Here is a 16593-nt window from a genome sequence, read left to right as displayed (position 1 = left end):
AAGGGGCAGGTGAGGGGCAGGTGAGGGGCAGGCGCCATCGCGTGGGCGCAGTTACGGGTGCGGTATTCTCAAGCCAACTGGCACTCTATCCCCGGATTTTTCATGATCATTCAACCCCGCATACGCGGCTTCATCTGCGTCACGGCGCACCCCCTGGGCTGCGCGGCCAACGTTCGCCAGCAGATCGATTACGTCAAGGCGCGCGGCCCCCTCGGCGGTGCAGGCGGGGCACCCAAGCGGGTGCTGGTGATCGGCGCATCCACCGGCTACGGCCTGGCCGCCCGCATCACCGCTGCCTTTGCGGGCGGCGCGGGCACGCTCGGCGTCTTCTTCGAACGCCCCGGCACGCCGGACAAGCCAGGCTCCGCCGGCTGGTACAACACCGCCGCCTTCCACCAGCAGGCGGCAGCCGAGGGCCTGTACGCGGCCAGCATCAACGGCGACGGCTTCTCCGACGAGGTCAAGCAGCAAACCATCGAAACCATCCGGCGCGACTGGGGCCAGGTCGACCTGGTCGTCTACAGCCTTGCCGCACCCCGGCGCAAGCATCCCCGCACCGGCGAAGTCTTCAACTCGACCCTCAAGCCCATCGGCCAGGCCATCCAGGTGCGCAGCCTCGACACCGACAGCGCCGTGATCAAGGAGACCGCCCTGCAGCCTGCGACACAGAAAGAAATCGACGACACCGTGGCGGTGATGGGCGGTGAGGACTGGCAGATGTGGATCGACGCCCTGCAGGCCGCCGGCGTGCTGGCCGACGGCGCCAAGACGACCGCCTTCACCTACCTGGGCGAGCAGATCACCCGCGACATCTACTGGAACGGCTCCATCGGCGCCGCCAAGAAAGACCTGGACCGCCGGGTCATCGGCATCCGCAGCCAACTGGCCGCCCACGGTGGCGATGCGCGCGTATCGGTGCTCAAGGCCGTGGTCACCCAGGCGAGCTCCGCCATCCCCATGATGCCGCTGTACCTGTCGCTGCTGTTCAAGGTCATGAAGGCGCAAGGCACCCACGAAGGCTGCATCGAACAGGTCGACGGGCTTTTTCGCGACAGCCTGTATGGCGCGGCGCCCCACCTGGACGAAGAGGGCCGACTCAGGGCCGACGAGAAGGAGCTGGAAGAAAAAGTCCAGGCCCCCGTCGGCCAGGCCTGGCACCAGGTGACTACGGAGAACCTGCGCGAGACCACGGATTTCGCAGGCTACCAATCGGAATTCCTGCGCCTGTTCGGTTTCGGGGTCGAAGGCGTCGACTACGGGGCCGATGTGGCGACCGATGTGCAGATACCCGGCGTCGTGAGCGTCTGAACGAAGTCTGGCGCCTGCCAGTCTGCAGGCTTTGCGCCTATGGACTGGATCAGGGAGCCTGCGGGCCGGTGCCCCATATCACCACACCGCATAGACACATGCGGTTTTCGCGCTTGGCGGCCCTGCGGGGAATGCTACCTTGGCGGTGACGTGTCACGCCACGTTTCACCCCTGCCCACCAGCCACGCCATGACCTACACCCCCACCTACCTGCAGGCCCGCTACGGCGCCCAGGCCGCCACCTGGCCCGTGCCCCGCCACCCCGTGGTCGAGCACATCCTGTCGCACCGCTCGGTGCGCAACTTTCTGCCCGACGCCCTGCCGCCCGACACGGTGCAGACCCGAGTCCACTGAAGCGGGGAAATCAGCTGTGCGTGAGGGTCTGGCAGGGCCGCAATCTAGGCGCCAGGCGCAGCCGGGTTGGATACCCAGCGAGCACGGCAACGACAAGTGCGGCCCTGCCAGACCCTCACCCTTCGGGCCGGGTGGCAGCGGGCGCATCACGGCGTTGCGGACTTTGCCAAGGCGTGCACTTTGCAAGCGCGGGCAACGCCGCAGACGGCTCCCAGGCCAGGCAAAGCGATCCCTGAAAACAGGGTTAACAGGCCCTGGCGACCTGGTGCTGCAGCGCCTGGCCAATGCCGATGCGCTCAAGGGCCGGCACCGGCTGGTGGAGGCGCTCAAGGGCGCGGGGTTTGCGCTGCGGTGAACGGGCCCTGAACAATCACTTGCATTTGCGCGCCACACAAGCGGTGTAAATTCCCTCCCATCAAAAAAGAGAGGGAATCGAATCATGAGGAAACTCACCACGCGCTGGGCAGCCGCGGTTGCCCTGGCTTTGCCATTGTTCATTGCACCCGCCGGCCCAGCCCATGCCGGCGATGCCGAGGAGCGCAGCGAAATCGCCGTGCTGTTCATCAAGAATTATTCGTCGGGCGAGTACGCGAAGCTGGACGCTTGGTACACCAAGGCGCTGCGCGAGGACGCCCGCATGCCCTCCGGCGTCTACCGCGCCAACCGCATGGTGCGCTCCATCGCCAGCGGATTCGGCGGGGCTTCACCCCCGCCCCCGTGCGCCAAGGAGCCTTGCCCGCGCGTGAACGACGCCTTCTGGGTCGAGCACCAGCAACGGGCCCAGGCCTGGCTGAAGCAGAACCCCCAGTCCACCCTGGCCGCGATGACCCTGGCCAGCGCCTACAGCAAGCAGGCCTGGGCGCACCGCGGCGGCGGCTACGCCAACACCGTGCGTGACGAGGACATGAAAAAATTCCAGGAGCTCAACCAGCAGGCCTTGCGCACCTTGTTCGCGAGTGCCGAATACGGCCGCAAGGACCCCAACTGGTGGTCCGAGTTGCTGACCTACGCGCAGTACGGCCAGGCCAGCCGCCAGGACTATGCCAAGCTGGCCCAGGACGCGATCGCTGCCTTCCCCCGCAACCACGACGTCTACTTCACCATCTCGCAAAGCCTGCTGCCGCAATGGGGCGGCAGCTACAAGGCGATTGCCGACCTGGCGGCGCAGGCGGTGGAGAACACCAAGGCCGAACAAGGCCAGACTTTCTACGCCCGCATCTACTGGAACGTGTACTACGGCCTGAACCACCAGGGCGCCGCGGTCTTCGCCCGCCCCGACGTGGACTGGCCGCGCATCCGCGCAGGCTTCGAGGACTTGGTCAAGCGCTACCCCGACAACTACAACCTCAACTCGTACGCCCGCATGGCCTGCGTGGCCGCCCAGGACAAGAAGACCACGGCCGAGGTGCTGCAGCGCATCGCCCAGGACGTGGTGCCCGACGCCTGGGAAGGCCGCAACGAGTACGTGCGCTGCAAGAGCTGGTCGCAGGGCAACGCCTCGTGATGCGGCGCCCATCGCTGGCGGTAGCCACCGCCTTGCTCCTGTATCTCGGCATGGCCGGCACGGGACTGGCCCAGCCGACCTTTCGCGACTACATGGGCGCCTACCAACTGCTTGAACGACAGGCGTTCTCCCAGGTGGAGAGCCTGTACGCCGCAGCGTCGGAGCAGCCCGCCACCAACTCCAGCCGCAATGGTGCCGAGTCCTTCTTCAGCGCCCTGCGGGCGCGCAGCGGCGGCGTGGGCGGCAACACGCCCGAAGCCACAGCCGCCTGGGACGTGGCCAGGCAGTGGGTGCAGGCATCGCCCACCAGCGTGCCGGCTGCCATCTTCCTGGGCCGGCTGGCGGTGCGCGATGCCCCCGCCAACCGCGACTGGGCTGCGCAGGAACGCCAGACATCAGAGGCCATCCAGGCGCTGGACAAGGTGAAGGAGCAAGGCCGCAAGGACCCGATGTGGAACGCCACCTACATCGCCCTCAAGACCATGGGCGGCGCCACTCCCGCGCAGACGGTGGCCCTGGTCAAGGCCCACCTGCCCGCCATGTCGGAGCCAGGGGAAATGTTCTTCGAGGAAGTGGTGACCGCGCTCGACCTCAAGAGCACCGACGCCCTGCCCCAGTTGCGGGAGCTGGCGGACATGGCCGTGCAGCGCACGGCCAAGACCCGGGGCAAGGGCATGCACGCGGTCATCTACCTGTCGGCCTTCTTCCACGCGCCGGCCCTGCGGCTGGCACCCTTCAAGCCCGGGGTGACCGACTGGAACACCATGGACACAGCACTCACTGACCTGGTCAGCCACCGCCCCAGCAGCACCGACCTGGTCCAGCACGCCGCCATGGCCTGCGTGGCCCAGGACAGGAAGCGCACCACCGAGCTCATGGGCCGGGCCCCTGGCACCAACGGCCCGGAGGCCGCCTTCTGGCGGGCCTGGGGCGGCGAGCCCTTCTACGAGCGGTGCAAGGCCTGGGCGTTCGGGCGGCAGGTGCCGGCCTGAATGGCGCCGGCAGCCCGCTCAGGCTGCCTTTGCACCCGCACCAACCGGAGACTCACCCGGCACTCGCCTTCGCACTCGCGCAACCGGAGCCGCCGCCAGCCGGTGCAGCACTTCCCGCAACGCCAGCGCCGCAACCCCCAAGGCCCGGTCCGTGCGCCAGGCCAGGTAGGTCTGCGTCTGCGCCACGCCCTGCGGGCCCAGGGCCGTGGCGGGCAGGGGCAGCAGGTGCCCTTCGGCCAGCTCGCGCTCCACCGCCCATTGCGGCAGGCGGCCCCAGCCCACGCCGGCCAATATCAGGGCGCGCTTGGCGTCCTGGGTGCCTACGCGCAGGGTCTGGGGTGAGAGGACGCCAAAGTCGCGCCCTTCAGACAGGTCGCTCGGGTCCTCCAGCACGATCTGCAGGTGGTCGGCCAGGTCCGCGCCCGCCAGGGTCTTGGTGCGGCGCTGGGCCAAGGGGTGTGCCCGGGCCGCCACCGCCACGATGGGCACCGCCTGCAATGCCTCGGTCTCGATGCGCGGGTCGCGGAAATCCTCGCCCGCCATGATGGCCAGGTCGCAGGCCTCGTCGCGCAGTGCCTGCAGCGTGCCGCCCAGCGGTGCGGTGGCCAGGCGCAACCGCACCGATGGCAGTGCGGCGCGCAACTCGCCCAGCGCTGCAGCCGCCAGGGGCAGCGGGTAGAGCGTGTCCACCATCAGGGCCAGCTCGGTCTCCACGCCCTCGCCCAGGCCGCGCGCACGCGCCCGCAAGAAGTCCACCTTGAGCAGCACGGCGCGCGCGTCCTCCAGCAGGGCGGCGCCCGCCGCCGTGAGCGTGGGCCGGTGGCCACTGCGGTCGAACACGGCCACGCCCAGCTGGTTCTCGAGGTTGGCGATGGCATGGCTCACGGCCGACTGGGCGCGCAGCAGGCGCGCGGCCCCGGCGCGAAAGCTGCCGGCCTCGGCCACAGTGACGAACATGCGGATCTGATCGAGGGTGAGGGCGTCGAGCATGAAGGGCCTTGTTGATCTGTTTCATAGATCAAGATGGCCTGAATTTTATGGCTTCCGTAGATCAATCCATGTGCCGATACTTGGACTCATCCCGATCACAGAAAGACGTTGGCGCCACCATGACCCAGGCTCTCGTTCCCTCCTATCCCTCCTGCGGTCACACCACACCCACGTCCCAAGGCATGCGCAGCCCGGGTAGCGGCACCGAGGCGCTCGGGTTTGCGCAGGGGGTGGCGTGATGCACGCAAACGAAATTGCACGACCACTACCCGCCCCGCCACCCACCGACTGGCGCGCCGTGGCCGTGGTGGTGGCCGCCGGCGTGGCCTCGTCCTTCCACCTGGGCAAGGTGGCCATTGCGGCACCGCAGCTGCAGTCCGGCCTGGGGCTCAGCCTGGCCATGCTGGGCGCCCTGGGCGGCACCTTCGCCGTGCTTGGCGCGCTGGGTGGCGTGGCTGCGGGCTCTGTCATCGCCCGTGCGGGAGACCGCCGCATGCTGGCCCTGGGCCTGGTGGCCACGGTGCTTGGCGCGCTGCTCGCCGTACTGTCCGGCAGCTATGCGGCGCTGCTCGCCTCGCGCGGGGTGGAGGGGCTGGGCTTTGTGCTCATCACCGTGGGCGGGCCCACCGTGCTGGCGCGGCTGGTGCAGGCCGCCGACCGCAGCCGCGCCATGGCGCTGTGGAGCTGCTTCATGCCCACCGGCATCGCGCTGGCCATGCTCACTGGGCCGTGGTTTGGTGGCTGGCGCAGTCTGTGGGTTGCCGTAGCGCTGGCCTCGGGCCTCATTGCAGCGCTGGTGCTGTGGGCGGTTCCCCGCGCCACCGGCGCGCATGCCACGGCCGCATCGCCGCCCGCGCGCATCGCCGAGGTATGGCGCGGCCCCGCACTGGCGCTGGCCACCACCTTTCTGCTCTACAGCCTGATGTTCTTCGCGCTCTTCAGCTTTCTGCCCGTGCTGCTGCAGCAGCGCATGCAGGTGGGCCCCGGCGCGGTGGGCCTGCTCGCGGCCCTGGCCAGCGCCGCCAACATCGCGGGCAACCTGGCCGCAGGCGCGCTGCTGCCCCGGGTGGGCCGCACCATGCTGGGCACGGCCGCCGCCGCCGCGATGGCGCTGTGCGCCCTGGGCATCTTCGTGCCGGTGCTGCCCCCGTGGGCCGCCTTTGCGCTGTGCCTGGTGTTCTCGGCCATGGGCGGCCTGGTGCCATCCAGCCTGCTGTCGTCGGTGCCGCAGGTCACAGCGACCCCCGCCCACGCCGCGCTGGCCGTGGGCCTGCTCATGCAGGGCAGCAACCTGGGCCAGGCGCTCGGGCCGCTGCTTGTCGGCAATGCGGTGGACCGCCATGGCTGGCCGGCGGCGGCGGTGTGCGTGGTGGTGGCGGCGCTGGCGATGGGGGGGGCGGTGCGCTGGCGGGCTGGTGCTGGGGGCTCTTGAACAGCCAGCCCGTACCATAGCGCCCACTGCTCAGCCCAAACCTCCGTGAACGGCAGGTACCGTCAAATCATCCAGGTCTACACACTCAACATGGGTCCCGTTCATCGCTCTGTTGCCACGCTCCGATTCATCGGGGACGACCTTGATCCTGATGAGATAACAGCGTTACTGCGTTCCCTACCGACACAGGCCTACCGCATGGGCGAGCAAATCATGGGTAGCAACGGCAGGATTCGCGTTGCCAGAACCGGTAGCTGGCGGCTGAATGCCACCGAGAGCAAGCCGCAAGACTTGAATGCCCAAATCGCTGAACTCCTTGATCAGCTCACCTCGGACCTGCATATCTGGGCCCATCTCAACAGCAGATACCAACTCGATCTGTTCTGCGGAATTTTCTTGAACAGTTCAAACGAAGGGCTGAGCCTGTCTCCTCAATCGCTGCGTGCGTTAGGGGAGCGGGGCATAGAACTCGACCTGGACATTTACCGTGCAGACGACTGAGTCCGACCCCGACGTTCGTGCGCGACAGCCCCCTCAGCCCGTCCCTTCCAGGATCGCAAGCACCCGCTGCGCCACGTGCGCGAACTCTACCGGCCGGTCCTTGAGCCAGGCATGCAGGTGGTGGGCCGCGCCATCGAGCCGCAGCACCTCCACGCTCCGGGCCTTGCGGGCACGCCGGATGTATTGGTCCTCCACCTGCCGTGGGATCACCGCATCCTCGGCGCCCAGCACCAGCAGCAAGCGCCCTTCGAAGCGTTCGAGCGCATCGAATGCGGGTGAGGCCGCAAAGTCGCTCGTCGCGCGGATCACCTGCTGGAACGCCGGTGCAAAGGGCACCTCCAGCGCCGCAGCCTCATAGGCGGCTGGGCAATACAGCACCAGAGCGGGCGGGGCCAGCGCCTCGATCAGCGAACAGGCGATATGCCCGCCCATGCTGGATGCGATCAGCGACACGGGCCGGGGCATCTGGAGGAAGTCCACCACCGCCAGGGCCTGCTGCGCCCGGTCGAGCAGGCCCGACGCGGCCATGCTGCCCGTGCTCTCGCCCTGGCCTGCAAAGTCGAACGCAACGCTGGCGTGGCTGCGCTCAGCCAGAAAGTCCAGCAAGGGCTGGTACCCCAGGCGCGACGAGGCGCCGCAGCCATGCAGGGCCAGGGTGCGTGGCGTGCTGTGGGATGGGCTGTGGGTGGTGGTTCCGTGCAGTTGCACGCCGCGAAAGGGAACCTGGAAATGAGAACGCACCATGGCTGCTTTCAGGTAGAGCCGGATGATGGCACGCCCCAGCCGCTACAGTGGACCAGCCGACCGAACCCAGCCAATCTGGAGCCCACACGATGATCGCCCGCCGTGCTATCGCATCCGACATGGACGCCGTGCTCGCCCTGTACCGCGAGCTGCGGCCGCACGACCCGCCGCTGGCCCCAGGCCGGGCCCTGGAGCTGTGGAACAACGTCCACGACAGCCCCCAATCCTTCATTGTGGTGTGCGAGCACGAAGGCCAGGCAGGCGCGACCTGCATGCTGGCCCTGGTGGCCAACCTCGCCAGCGCAGGCCGCCCCATCGGCTTCATCGAGCATGTGGTCACCGCATCGGCCTTTCAGCGTCTGGGTCTGGCCGAGGCATGTCTCCAGTTCGCCGTCCATGAAGCCTGGCGCCTTGGCTGCTGCAAGGTGGTGTTGCTCTCGGGTTCCCAGCGGCCGCAAGCCCACCGCCTCTACGAAAAACTGGGCTTCAACGGGGATACGGAGCGGGGCTTCGTGATCAAGCGGCCGATGGAGTGAGCGTCTCGCACTCCGCCCGCACACCCAGCGGCAGCACACACAGCCTGACACCATCGAGCGTCAACACCAGGCCCAGCTGCCCGCCCACCTGCACGATGCCGCAGGTGGTCGTGGCGGCGGTGGCCGCATGCGCCGAAGCCGGGCCACCCGATGCCGACAGGGCCCGCACCACCGCACGCACCGGCGGCTGGCCCAGCATGGCCCACAGCGCCTGCGGGTCGCGCAGCTGCAGTGCCTGCAGATAGACGCGAAATGCGGCCTCTTCACGCTCGCCCGGTTCAGGCGGTGCAAGGGGCTCGGCAGTGCCACCCCCATCGGCTTGCCGCAACCGCAGCAGCGCCCGCCGCAGTTGCTGGCGGCTGCCGGCCTCGGTCTTGCCGCCGGCCTGGGCCAATTCAGCATGGCTGGCTTCGAACACCTCGTACAGCAGCACTGCGGCCCCATCGGCTGGCGCCAAACGGGCCGCGAGCATGCGAAGGGCGTGCGTGGCCTGCTGCGCCAGCAACGCCTCGGACTCGGACTCGGCCGAGGGCGACGACGCCCGCTCCGTGCCGCCATCGCGGCCGGCCACTTCGGCCAGCCACTGCTGCATCCACTGCCGGCGCCGCAGCCGGTCGATGGCCAGGTTGCGCACCACCGTGTGCAGCCAGGCCTGCGCGGCACCAAGCCCGCGCATGGTGGCGGCATCGGCCTCCAGCACGCGCACATAGGCATCCTGCACGGCATCCTCGGCCTCTGCCGGGCCCAGCAGGCGCGCGGCGGCACGCACCAGGCTGCGGCGGTAGGATGGGTCTGTCAGGGGCAGGTGGTGGCGGTCATCAAGCATCCACAAATCTTGCCATAGCACCGCGCACTCTGCTGGCGCGGCCACACGGGCCATGTCACGAAACCGCAGGCTCGTTCGTCAAGGCAGTTCATCTCAACCGAAAGACCCATTCCATGTACTACGCCGCAGACGACACCCCTCCCCCACCCTCCAGCGCCACCGAGCCGCGCACCTCCTACCTGGAGGAAAAGGCCTTCAAGGCGCGCACCCTGCTGATCTTCGGCACCGTGACCGACGTGACCGCCGCCGATGTCACGCGCCGCCTCATCGCCCTGGATGCCGAGGGCCCCGAGCCCATCGACATCATCGTCAGCTCGCCCGGCGGCCACCTCGAATCGGGCGACGCCATCCACGACATCGTGCGCTTCATCGCCGCGCCGGTGAACATGATCGGCACCGGCTGGGTGGGCAGCGCTGCCACCCACCTGTACCTCGCGGCCCCGCGCGAGCGGCGCTACTGCCTGCCCAACACGCGCTTTCTGATCCACCAGCCCAGCGGCGGCGCCGGCGGCCAGGCCACCGACATCGCCGTGCAGGCGCGCGAAATCGTCAAGGCCCGCGAGCGCATCGCCCGCACCATCGCCCGCGAGACCGGCAAGCCCATCGAAGTGGTGCTGGCCGACATCGAGCGCGACCACTGGCTCTCGGCCGAGGAGGCGGTGGAGTACGGGCTGGTGTCGCGGGTCATCGAGCGCAAGACCGAGCTGCGCAGGGCCTGAAGCCAGCGCTGGCCTCAATGGGCGCACGCGGCGAGCGACCGGGGAGCGCCCTGCGGCCCGACTGCACGCAGTGACGCAAGCCCCTGCGGCGTATTCGGCCCCAACTGCCTTGCTGCGCCTGAAGCCTGCTTACATCGCCCAATCTGCACAACCTGTATGCTCCGCAGATTCATCCACCCACCCATCCGGCCCCCGCATGTCAACAGCGCTTATCGTGATCTTTGTGATCGTTGCCGCCCTGGCAGCCTGCGGCGCGCTCAGCTGGAAGCTGTACGAAATCAACGAAGGCACGGCCTTCAACAGAGTCCGCTACGAGCAGCATGTGGGGCAGTTGCGGGTGGCGCTTCAGGCGTCGGAGGCCAAGCTTGCGCTGATCCGCGAAGCGTTCGAATCCCCCACGGGCGTCGCCGCCCGGGTCGGCGCCCAGCAAGAGCTGGCGACGGCCATCCGCACCTACGCGCCCCACCTGCCCACCAGGTACCGGCACACCCTGAGCTCCCTGCAGGCGAACGAGAAGTTCTTTCTCAGCCTGCACAAGGCGGTGCCCGATTTATTTTCTGACGCGATCAAGACGCGGCTCGACAAGCACAAGCCCATCCGCGACGACTTTTTCGAGATCGACAAAACTGATCTGATCGCTGAGGCCGGGGTGCTGCTGCTGCGGGCCAGGGATGTCCTCAGCGCCGCAGACGCGCCCCCCAGCCTGGACCTGGGGGCCAAGCACATCGTCGCCGCGATATCGCAAGGCCTGCAGATCGGCACCAAGCGCAGCCCCAAGCTGGCAGAAATCGTGGACGCCTGGAACGTGCAGATGGAGCCCGACGCGGCGTAGCGACCATCGGCGTCGCAGATGCGGTGATCGATGCCAAGGCTGCAGTGCGGTTGCGCGCCTTTTTTGCATACGGCAGGAGCCAGATAGCTGCGGCCCGCTTCTATTGGGCATGTAGAAAGCAAAAGTCCAACGTGTGCAAGCCGATGACGGAGCCCACCGATGCCGCCGGGTCCACATGAAACTCCGGCTTGCTGCCCCACCCTGCCAACACCTCCACCACACATGCCCCCTGCACCAGGCCAGACAGCCGGTTGTGCGTGGATGAAAACTGCAGGAATTTCGACACCCGGATGCGCTCCACCAGATCCGCGAGGGTGCAATGCTCGTCCACCGAGTAAACGGCTTGCAGCGGCCCCGCCTGGTCGTCGGCAGAGCAGCAGGCCTGCCGGGTGACCTGGATATCCATGGTGGTGGATTTCTCGGCGCCGGGGCCCCTATGCATGGGGAACTTCATTGCAGAAAAGCGCAATCTTGTTCCCCACCGGGTCCCGGACATACGCGACAAAGAAATTCTTGCTGTAGGCAGCACGAAACCCGGGCGGGCCCTCATCGGTGCCACCGGCGGCAACCGCCGCCGCGTGCACCTGCCGAACCAAGTCGTGCGAGCCGGTGCGAAACGCCGCCATCGAACCATTGCCCACGGTCGCCGGCTTTCCGTCGAAAGGCGGCTTCACGTAGACGACGCAGGGGCTGCCGGATTGGCTAGCATGCTCGGGCAGCGAGAACGCCAGGCCCTCGCTATCGACCTGCTTGCGGTAACCCAGCGGCCCCAGCAACGCAGAGTAGAAGCGGTCGGATGCATGCATATCGTTCGCACCCAGGGTGATATAGCTCAGCATGGCGGCGGGGCCCCCCAAAGATCGGACACCCAGCATAAACGAAGGCTAGAGCCACCTGGGGCACCACCCCACCAACGCGCGCAGCAGCCCAGAGCACGGCAACGGCTGTTGCCACCTCCCCCATTTGGGTGCCTGCCAAGACCGCCCCCCGCTTCTACAATCGTTAACAAAGAAGAGAGGAAGTAGGGAGAGGGCCCTCAAGGGCCCAGTGGCTTGCCGGTTTGTCCCCGGGTTTGCCTGGCGTGTTTCACCCACCAGTGGGATGCGGCAAGGCAGGCCCGGGGCGCATTTCCACCCCGGTCAAGGCCGCTGAGAAGCGCTGCCGGCAATGAACATGGGGTTGCTTGGCAAGGGCGCTCTTGACGGGCATGCCATGCGTCACACTGGCGCCATTCGCCAAGGCGTTGCCGCTCCTTGCGTCACTCATGACTGCGGGGTCGACCAGCCACCCCCCAGCGCCTTGTACAAGGTGACGCCATTGCTCAACCGTGCCAGGCGCGTGCCGATCAGAGCCTGGCGCGCGCTGTACCAGGTGCGCTGCGCGTCCAGCACGTCCAGGTAGCCGTCCACCCCCCGGTCAAAGCGGGCCTGCGACATCTGCAGCACCTCGCCACCGGCTTGCACCAACGCAGTTTGCGCCTGCAGTTGATCGCCGACGGCGCTGCGTTGCGCCAGCGCGTCCGCCACCTCGCGAAACGCGGTCTGGATGGCCTTCTCGTACTGCGCCACCGCGATGTCGCGCGCAGCCACGGCGCTTTCCAGATTGGCCTGGTTGGCCCCGCCGTCAAAAATGGGCAGGCTGATCTGCGGGATGAAGCTCCAGCTGCCCGAGCCCGCCTTGAACAGGCCCGACAGGTCTGCACTGCCGCTGCCGGCCGTGGCCGTCAGGCTGATGCGTGGATAGAACGCCGCCCGCGCAGCGCCGATGTTGGCGGTGGCGGCCTTGAGCTGGTGCTCCGATTGCAGCAGGTCGGGCCGGCGCAGCAACAGGTCCGACGGCACGCCCGCTGGCAACTCGGGCAAGGCATTCAGTGTGTCGCCCAGAGCGTCGGCCTCCAGCGCCTGGGGCACCTGCGCGCCCAGCAGCAGCGCCAGGGCGTTGCGGTCTTGCGCCACCTGGCCGGTATAGCGGGCCAGGTCCACGCGGGCGCTCTCCACACTGGTCTGCAGCTGGCGCAGCGTCAGGGCAGACGCCGCGCCCAGTTCAAAGCGCGTCTGCGTCAGCCGGTACGACTCGCCCTGGCTGCGCAAGGTCTCGCGGGCCAGGGCCAGCCGCTCCAGGTCGGCTGCCCAGGTCAGGTAGGCGGTGGTCACCTCGCCCACCAGGCTGATCTGGGTGGCGTGGCGCGCCTGCTCAGTGGCCAGAAACTGCTGCAGCGCCTGATCACTCAGGTTGCGCACGCGGCCAAACAGGTCCAGCTCATAGGCGCTCACCCCCAGATTGGCGCTGTACTGGTGGCTGGTGACCGCCGCGCCGGTGCCCGACAGGCCGGGCGGCGTGCGCGCCGCAGTGCCGCTGCCCGCAGCGTTGATGCTGGGCAGCATCTGCGCGTCCTGCACACGGTACTGCGCGCGGGCCTGCTCGATGTTGAGGATGGCCACGCGCAGATCGCGGTTGTTGGCCAGTGCCAGCTCGATCAGGCGGCGCAGTTTGGCATCTGCAAAAAAATCGCCCCAGGCCAGGCTGGCCATGGCCGGTACATCAGCCGGGCCATCGGCCGACGCGGCGGGGTACACCGCCGGCACCACGGCAGCGGGCCGCTCGTAATGCGGTGCCAGGTTGGCGCAACCGCTCAGCAGCAGCGCTGCAGCCACAAGGGTCAGGGTCAGGGAACGAGGCATGTCAGTGGCCCTCCGAAAGAACAGGTGCACCAGCGTGCGGAGCATCCGAGGGGGCCTGGTTTTTGCGCCCGACAAGCCGTTGCACGACCACGAAGAAAAGCGGCACGAAGAAGATGGCCAGCACCGTGCCAGACACCATGCCCCCCACCACGGCAGTACCCAGCGCGTTCTGCGCACCGGCGCCCGCGCCCTTGCTCAGCATGAGGGGCAGCACCCCCAGGATGAACGCCAGCGAGGTCATCAGGATGGGTCGCAACCGCATGCGCGCGGCGGTGATGGCCGACTCGACCAGCGGCATGCCCTTGGCATACAACTCCTTGGCGAACTCGACGATCAGGATCGCGTTCTTGGACGCCAGTCCCACCGTGGTCAGCAGGCCGACCTGAAAGTACACGTCGTTCATCTTCCAGGTCAGCACTGCGGCGACCAGGGTGCCCAGCACCCCGAGCGGCACCACCAGCAGCACCGAAAACGGAATCGACCAGCTCTCGTACAGTGCCGCAAGGCACAGGAACACGACCAGGATGGACACCGCATACAGCAGCGAAGCCTTGCCACCGGCCTCCCGCTCCTGGCGCGACACGCCGGTCCACTCAAAGCCGATGCCAGCGGGCAAATCGGCCGCATGGCGCTCCACCAGGTCCAGAGCCTGACCGCTGGACATGGCGCCGGGCATCGCCATGCCCATGATTTCCACCGATGGCACGCCGTTGTAACGCTCCAGCCGGGGCGAGCCACTGATCCAGCCCGAGGTCGAGAACGCGCTGAACGGAACCATCGTGCCGCTGCTGTTGCGCACGTACCATTTGTCGATGTCCGAAGGCGACATGCGATGGGCTGCATCGGCCTGCAGAAAGACCTTTTTCACACGGCCCTTGTCGATGAAGTCATTGACGTAGCTGCTGCCCCAGGCGGCGGAGAAGGTGTTGTTGATGTCGCCCATCGACAGCCCCAGCGCGCCCGCCTTGTGCTCATCGATCTCCAGGCGGAACTCGGGTGCGTCCTCCATGCCGTTGGGCCGCACGGCCACCAGGCCGGGCTCTTTCATCAAGGCCCCCAAGAGCTGGTTGCGCGCCTGCATGAGTGCCGCGTGGCCCAGGTTGCCCCGGTCCTGCAGCATCAGATCGAAACCGCTGGCATTGCCCAGCTCGGACACAGCAGGGGGCGCAAATGCAAAGACCGAGGCATTGCGGATCTGCGACAGTGCGCCCATGGCCTTGTTGGCCACGGCCTGTGCCTTCAGGCCAGGCGCCGTGCGCTCATCCCAGGCCTTGAGCTTGATGAACGCGAAGCCCGTGTTCTGCCCGCTGCCCGCAAAGCTGAAGCCAGCCACCGTGAAGATGGCGTCGACGGCGTCCTTTTGCTCTTTCAGAAAATGGTGCTGCACCTGTTCGAGCACCTTCTGCGTGTTCTTCTGTGTGGCGCCGGGTGGCAATTGCACGATGGCGAACAAGGTACCCTGGTCTTCGTCGGGCAAGAATCCGGCGGGGATCTTGGTGAACACAAAGCCCACGGCCACCACCACGATGGCGTAGCCCACCATCCAGCGCCCGCCGCGTTTGAGCATGCGCTGCACCACGCCCTGGTAGCCCCGGTTGCTGCGGTCGAACGCGCGGTTGAAGGCGCCAAAGAACCCCTTGTCCGTCAGCGCATGGCCCTTGGGAACCGGCTTGAGCAGGGTGGCGCACAGGGCCGGCGTGAGCACCATGGCGACCAGCACCGACAGCGTCATTGCCGAGACGATGGTGACGGTGAACTGGCGGTAGATGACGCCCGTGGAACCACCGAAAAACGCCATGGGCACGAACACGGCAGCCAGCACCAGCGCCACGCCCACCAGGGCGCCCGTGATCTGCCCCATGGATTTGCGGGTCGCCTCCAGCGGCGAGAGCCCCTCTTCGCCCATGACCCGCTCGACGTTCTCGACCACCACGATGGCATCGTCCACCAGCAAGCCGATGGCCAGCACCATCGCCAGCATGGTCAGGGTGTTGAGCGAATATCCAAACGCAGCCAGCACGCCGAAGGTGCCCAGCAGCACCACCGGCACGGCGATGGTGGGGATGAGCGTGGCGCGCCAATTCTGCAGGAACAGGTACATCACCACGAAGACCAGCACCACGGCCTCCACCAGCGTCTTGATCACTTCCTGGATGGAGATGCGCACGAACGGGGTGGTGTCATACGGCTTGATGACCTTGACACCGGGGGGGAAGAACCTGGACAGCTCCTCCAGCTTGGCATCCACCGCCTTGACGGTGTTCAGTGCGTTGGCGCCCGTGGCCAGCTTGATGGCCAGGCCGGCGGCGGGCTTGCCGTTGAAGTGGGCCACCGTGGCGTAGTTCTCACTGCCCAGCTCGATCCGTGCCACGTCGCTCAGCCGCACGGCTGCGCCGTTGGCCTGCGTGCGCAGCAAGATGGCGGCGAACTCATCGGCCGTCTTCAGGCGCGTTTGCGCGGTGATGGTGGCATTGAGTTCCTGATTGGCCGCCGATGGCAGGCCTCCCAGTTGGCCGGCAGATACCTGCGCGTTCTGGGCCTGTATGGCGGCCTTCACATCCAGCGGTGTCAGGTTGAAGCTGTTGAGCTTGCTGGGGTCCAGCCAGATGCGCATGGCGTACTGCGAGCCAAACAGCGTGGTGTCACCCACGCCCTCCACGCGGCTGATGGGGTCCTGCACGTTGGCGGCCACATAGTCCGACAGGTCGGAGCCATTGAGCTTGCCATCCTCCGAGACGAAGGCCAGCACGTTCAGGAAGTTGTTGGCCGACTTGGTGACCTGCACGCCCTGCTGCTGCACCTCTTGCGGCAGCAGGGGCGTGGCCAGGGCCAGCTTGTTCTGCACCTGCACCTGGGCGGTGTCCGGGTTGGTGCCATTCTCGAAGGTCAGCGTGATGGTCACGTTGCCCGACGACTCGCTGTTCGACGCGATGTAGGACAGCCGGTCCAGCCCCTTCATCTTCTGCTCGATGACCTGGGTGACGGTGTCTTCCAGCGTCTTGGACGATGCACCAGGGTAGGACGCCGATATGGCGATGGCAGGGGGCGCGATGGTGGGGTACTGGGCGATGGGCAGCGTGAGCACTGCCATCACGCCCGCCAGCATCGTGATGATGGCGAGCACCCATGCAAAGATGGGGCGGTCTATGAAAAAACGGGCCATGGTGGTCTCTG

General features: G+C 67.3%; 16 protein-coding genes. 9 read left to right on the top strand and 7 right to left on the bottom strand.

The genetic code is table 11. From position 1 onward, the window contains the following. Window positions 1-102: 102 nt before the first annotated feature. The 4 genes from fabV to ASE28_RS26925 all read left to right on the top strand — a co-directional run bounded on the left by fabV (window position 103) and on the right by ASE28_RS26925 (window position 4158). Window positions 103-1308, top strand: a complete 1206-nt coding sequence (gene fabV / locus ASE28_RS26935) for an enoyl-ACP reductase FabV (RefSeq protein ID WP_057269229.1) — start codon at window positions 103-105, stop codon at window positions 1306-1308. A gap of 189 nt (window positions 1309-1497) precedes the next feature. Beyond that, complete coding sequence (locus tag ASE28_RS31665; protein ID WP_200964003.1) at window positions 1498-1662, top strand: hypothetical protein; 165 nt, start codon at window positions 1498-1500, stop codon at window positions 1660-1662. A gap of 439 nt (window positions 1663-2101) precedes the next feature. Next, window positions 2102-3166, top strand: coding sequence for a DUF4034 domain-containing protein (locus ASE28_RS26930; protein WP_057269228.1), 1065 nt, complete (start codon window positions 2102-2104; stop codon window positions 3164-3166). 32 nt (window positions 3167-3198) lie between these two features. Next, window positions 3199-4158 carry a hypothetical protein gene (locus tag ASE28_RS26925; RefSeq protein ID WP_157422139.1) on the top strand — a complete coding sequence of 320 codons (960 nt, stop codon included), beginning with the start codon at window positions 3199-3201 and terminating at the stop codon, window positions 4156-4158. A gap of 18 nt (window positions 4159-4176) precedes the next feature. Here ASE28_RS26925 and ASE28_RS26920 read toward each other — a convergent pair whose 3' ends face one another. Next, window positions 4177-5148 carry a LysR family transcriptional regulator gene (locus ASE28_RS26920; protein ID WP_057269226.1) on the bottom strand — a complete coding sequence of 324 codons (972 nt, stop codon included), beginning with the start codon at window positions 5146-5148 and terminating at the stop codon, window positions 4177-4179. A gap of 238 nt (window positions 5149-5386) precedes the next feature. Here ASE28_RS26920 and ASE28_RS26915 point away from each other — a divergent pair, with 238 nt between their 5' ends. Both ASE28_RS26915 and ASE28_RS26910 read left to right on the top strand, forming a co-directional pair. Further along, window positions 5387-6580 carry a CynX/NimT family MFS transporter gene (locus ASE28_RS26915; protein ID WP_057269225.1) on the top strand — a complete coding sequence of 398 codons (1194 nt, stop codon included), beginning with the start codon at window positions 5387-5389 and terminating at the stop codon, window positions 6578-6580. Between the two features lie 90 nt (window positions 6581-6670). After that, complete coding sequence (locus tag ASE28_RS26910; RefSeq protein ID WP_057269336.1) at window positions 6671-7081, top strand: DUF4279 domain-containing protein; 411 nt, start codon at window positions 6671-6673, stop codon at window positions 7079-7081. Between the two features lie 33 nt (window positions 7082-7114). On the opposite strand, the gene ASE28_RS26905 is transcribed toward ASE28_RS26910, so the two are convergent. Next, window positions 7115-7825 (bottom strand): alpha/beta hydrolase, encoded by a 711-nt coding sequence (locus ASE28_RS26905; protein ID WP_057269224.1) that lies wholly within the window; start codon window positions 7823-7825, stop codon window positions 7115-7117. Window positions 7826-7914: 89 nt separating this feature from the next. Between ASE28_RS26905 and ASE28_RS26900 the strand changes: the two genes are divergently transcribed. Then, a complete protein-coding gene (locus tag ASE28_RS26900; protein ID WP_057269223.1) occupies window positions 7915-8361 on the top strand; it encodes a GNAT family N-acetyltransferase in 447 nt (148 codons plus the stop codon). Here the strand turns inward: ASE28_RS26900 and ASE28_RS26895 are convergent. After that, a complete protein-coding gene (locus tag ASE28_RS26895; RefSeq protein ID WP_057269222.1) occupies window positions 8342-9187 on the bottom strand; it encodes a sigma-70 family RNA polymerase sigma factor in 846 nt (281 codons plus the stop codon). The two genes, ASE28_RS26900 and ASE28_RS26895, sit on opposite strands and share 20 nt — an antisense overlap. Window positions 9188-9300: 113 nt before the next feature. On the opposite strand from ASE28_RS26895, the gene ASE28_RS26890 reads away from it, so the two are divergent. Then, window positions 9301-9906: an ATP-dependent Clp protease proteolytic subunit gene (locus ASE28_RS26890; protein WP_057200915.1), complete on the top strand. Its 606-nt coding sequence runs from the start codon at window positions 9301-9303 to the stop codon at window positions 9904-9906. Between the two features lie 196 nt (window positions 9907-10102). Continuing rightward, window positions 10103-10738 (top strand): hypothetical protein, encoded by a 636-nt coding sequence (locus ASE28_RS26885; RefSeq protein WP_157422138.1) that lies wholly within the window; start codon window positions 10103-10105, stop codon window positions 10736-10738. A gap of 100 nt (window positions 10739-10838) precedes the next feature. Here ASE28_RS26885 and ASE28_RS26880 read toward each other — a convergent pair whose 3' ends face one another. The 4 genes from ASE28_RS26880 to ASE28_RS26865 form a co-directional block, all read right to left on the bottom strand. Then, entirely contained in the window at window positions 10839-11144 is a 306-nt protein-coding gene (locus tag ASE28_RS26880) for a hypothetical protein (RefSeq protein WP_157422137.1), read from the bottom strand. A 28-nt stretch (window positions 11145-11172) separates the two neighbouring features. After that, window positions 11173-11577, bottom strand: a complete 405-nt coding sequence (locus ASE28_RS26875) for a VOC family protein (RefSeq protein ID WP_057269219.1) — start codon at window positions 11575-11577, stop codon at window positions 11173-11175. A 423-nt stretch (window positions 11578-12000) separates the two neighbouring features. Next, window positions 12001-13419: an AdeC/AdeK/OprM family multidrug efflux complex outer membrane factor gene (gene adeC / locus ASE28_RS26870; protein ID WP_057269335.1), complete on the bottom strand. Its 1419-nt coding sequence runs from the start codon at window positions 13417-13419 to the stop codon at window positions 12001-12003. A 1-nt stretch (window position 13420) separates the two neighbouring features. Further along, complete coding sequence (locus tag ASE28_RS26865) at window positions 13421-16582, bottom strand: efflux RND transporter permease subunit (RefSeq protein WP_057269218.1); 3162 nt, start codon at window positions 16580-16582, stop codon at window positions 13421-13423. Window positions 16583-16593: the final 11 nt, after the last annotated feature.

Origin of the sequence: Acidovorax sp. Root219 (assembly GCF_001428665.1) — a bacterium.
Taxonomy (GTDB): Bacteria; Pseudomonadota; Gammaproteobacteria; order Burkholderiales; family Burkholderiaceae_C; genus Acidovorax.
The sequence above is the reverse complement of the archived record's forward strand: the minus strand, read 5'-3'. Positions and strand labels throughout refer to the sequence as shown.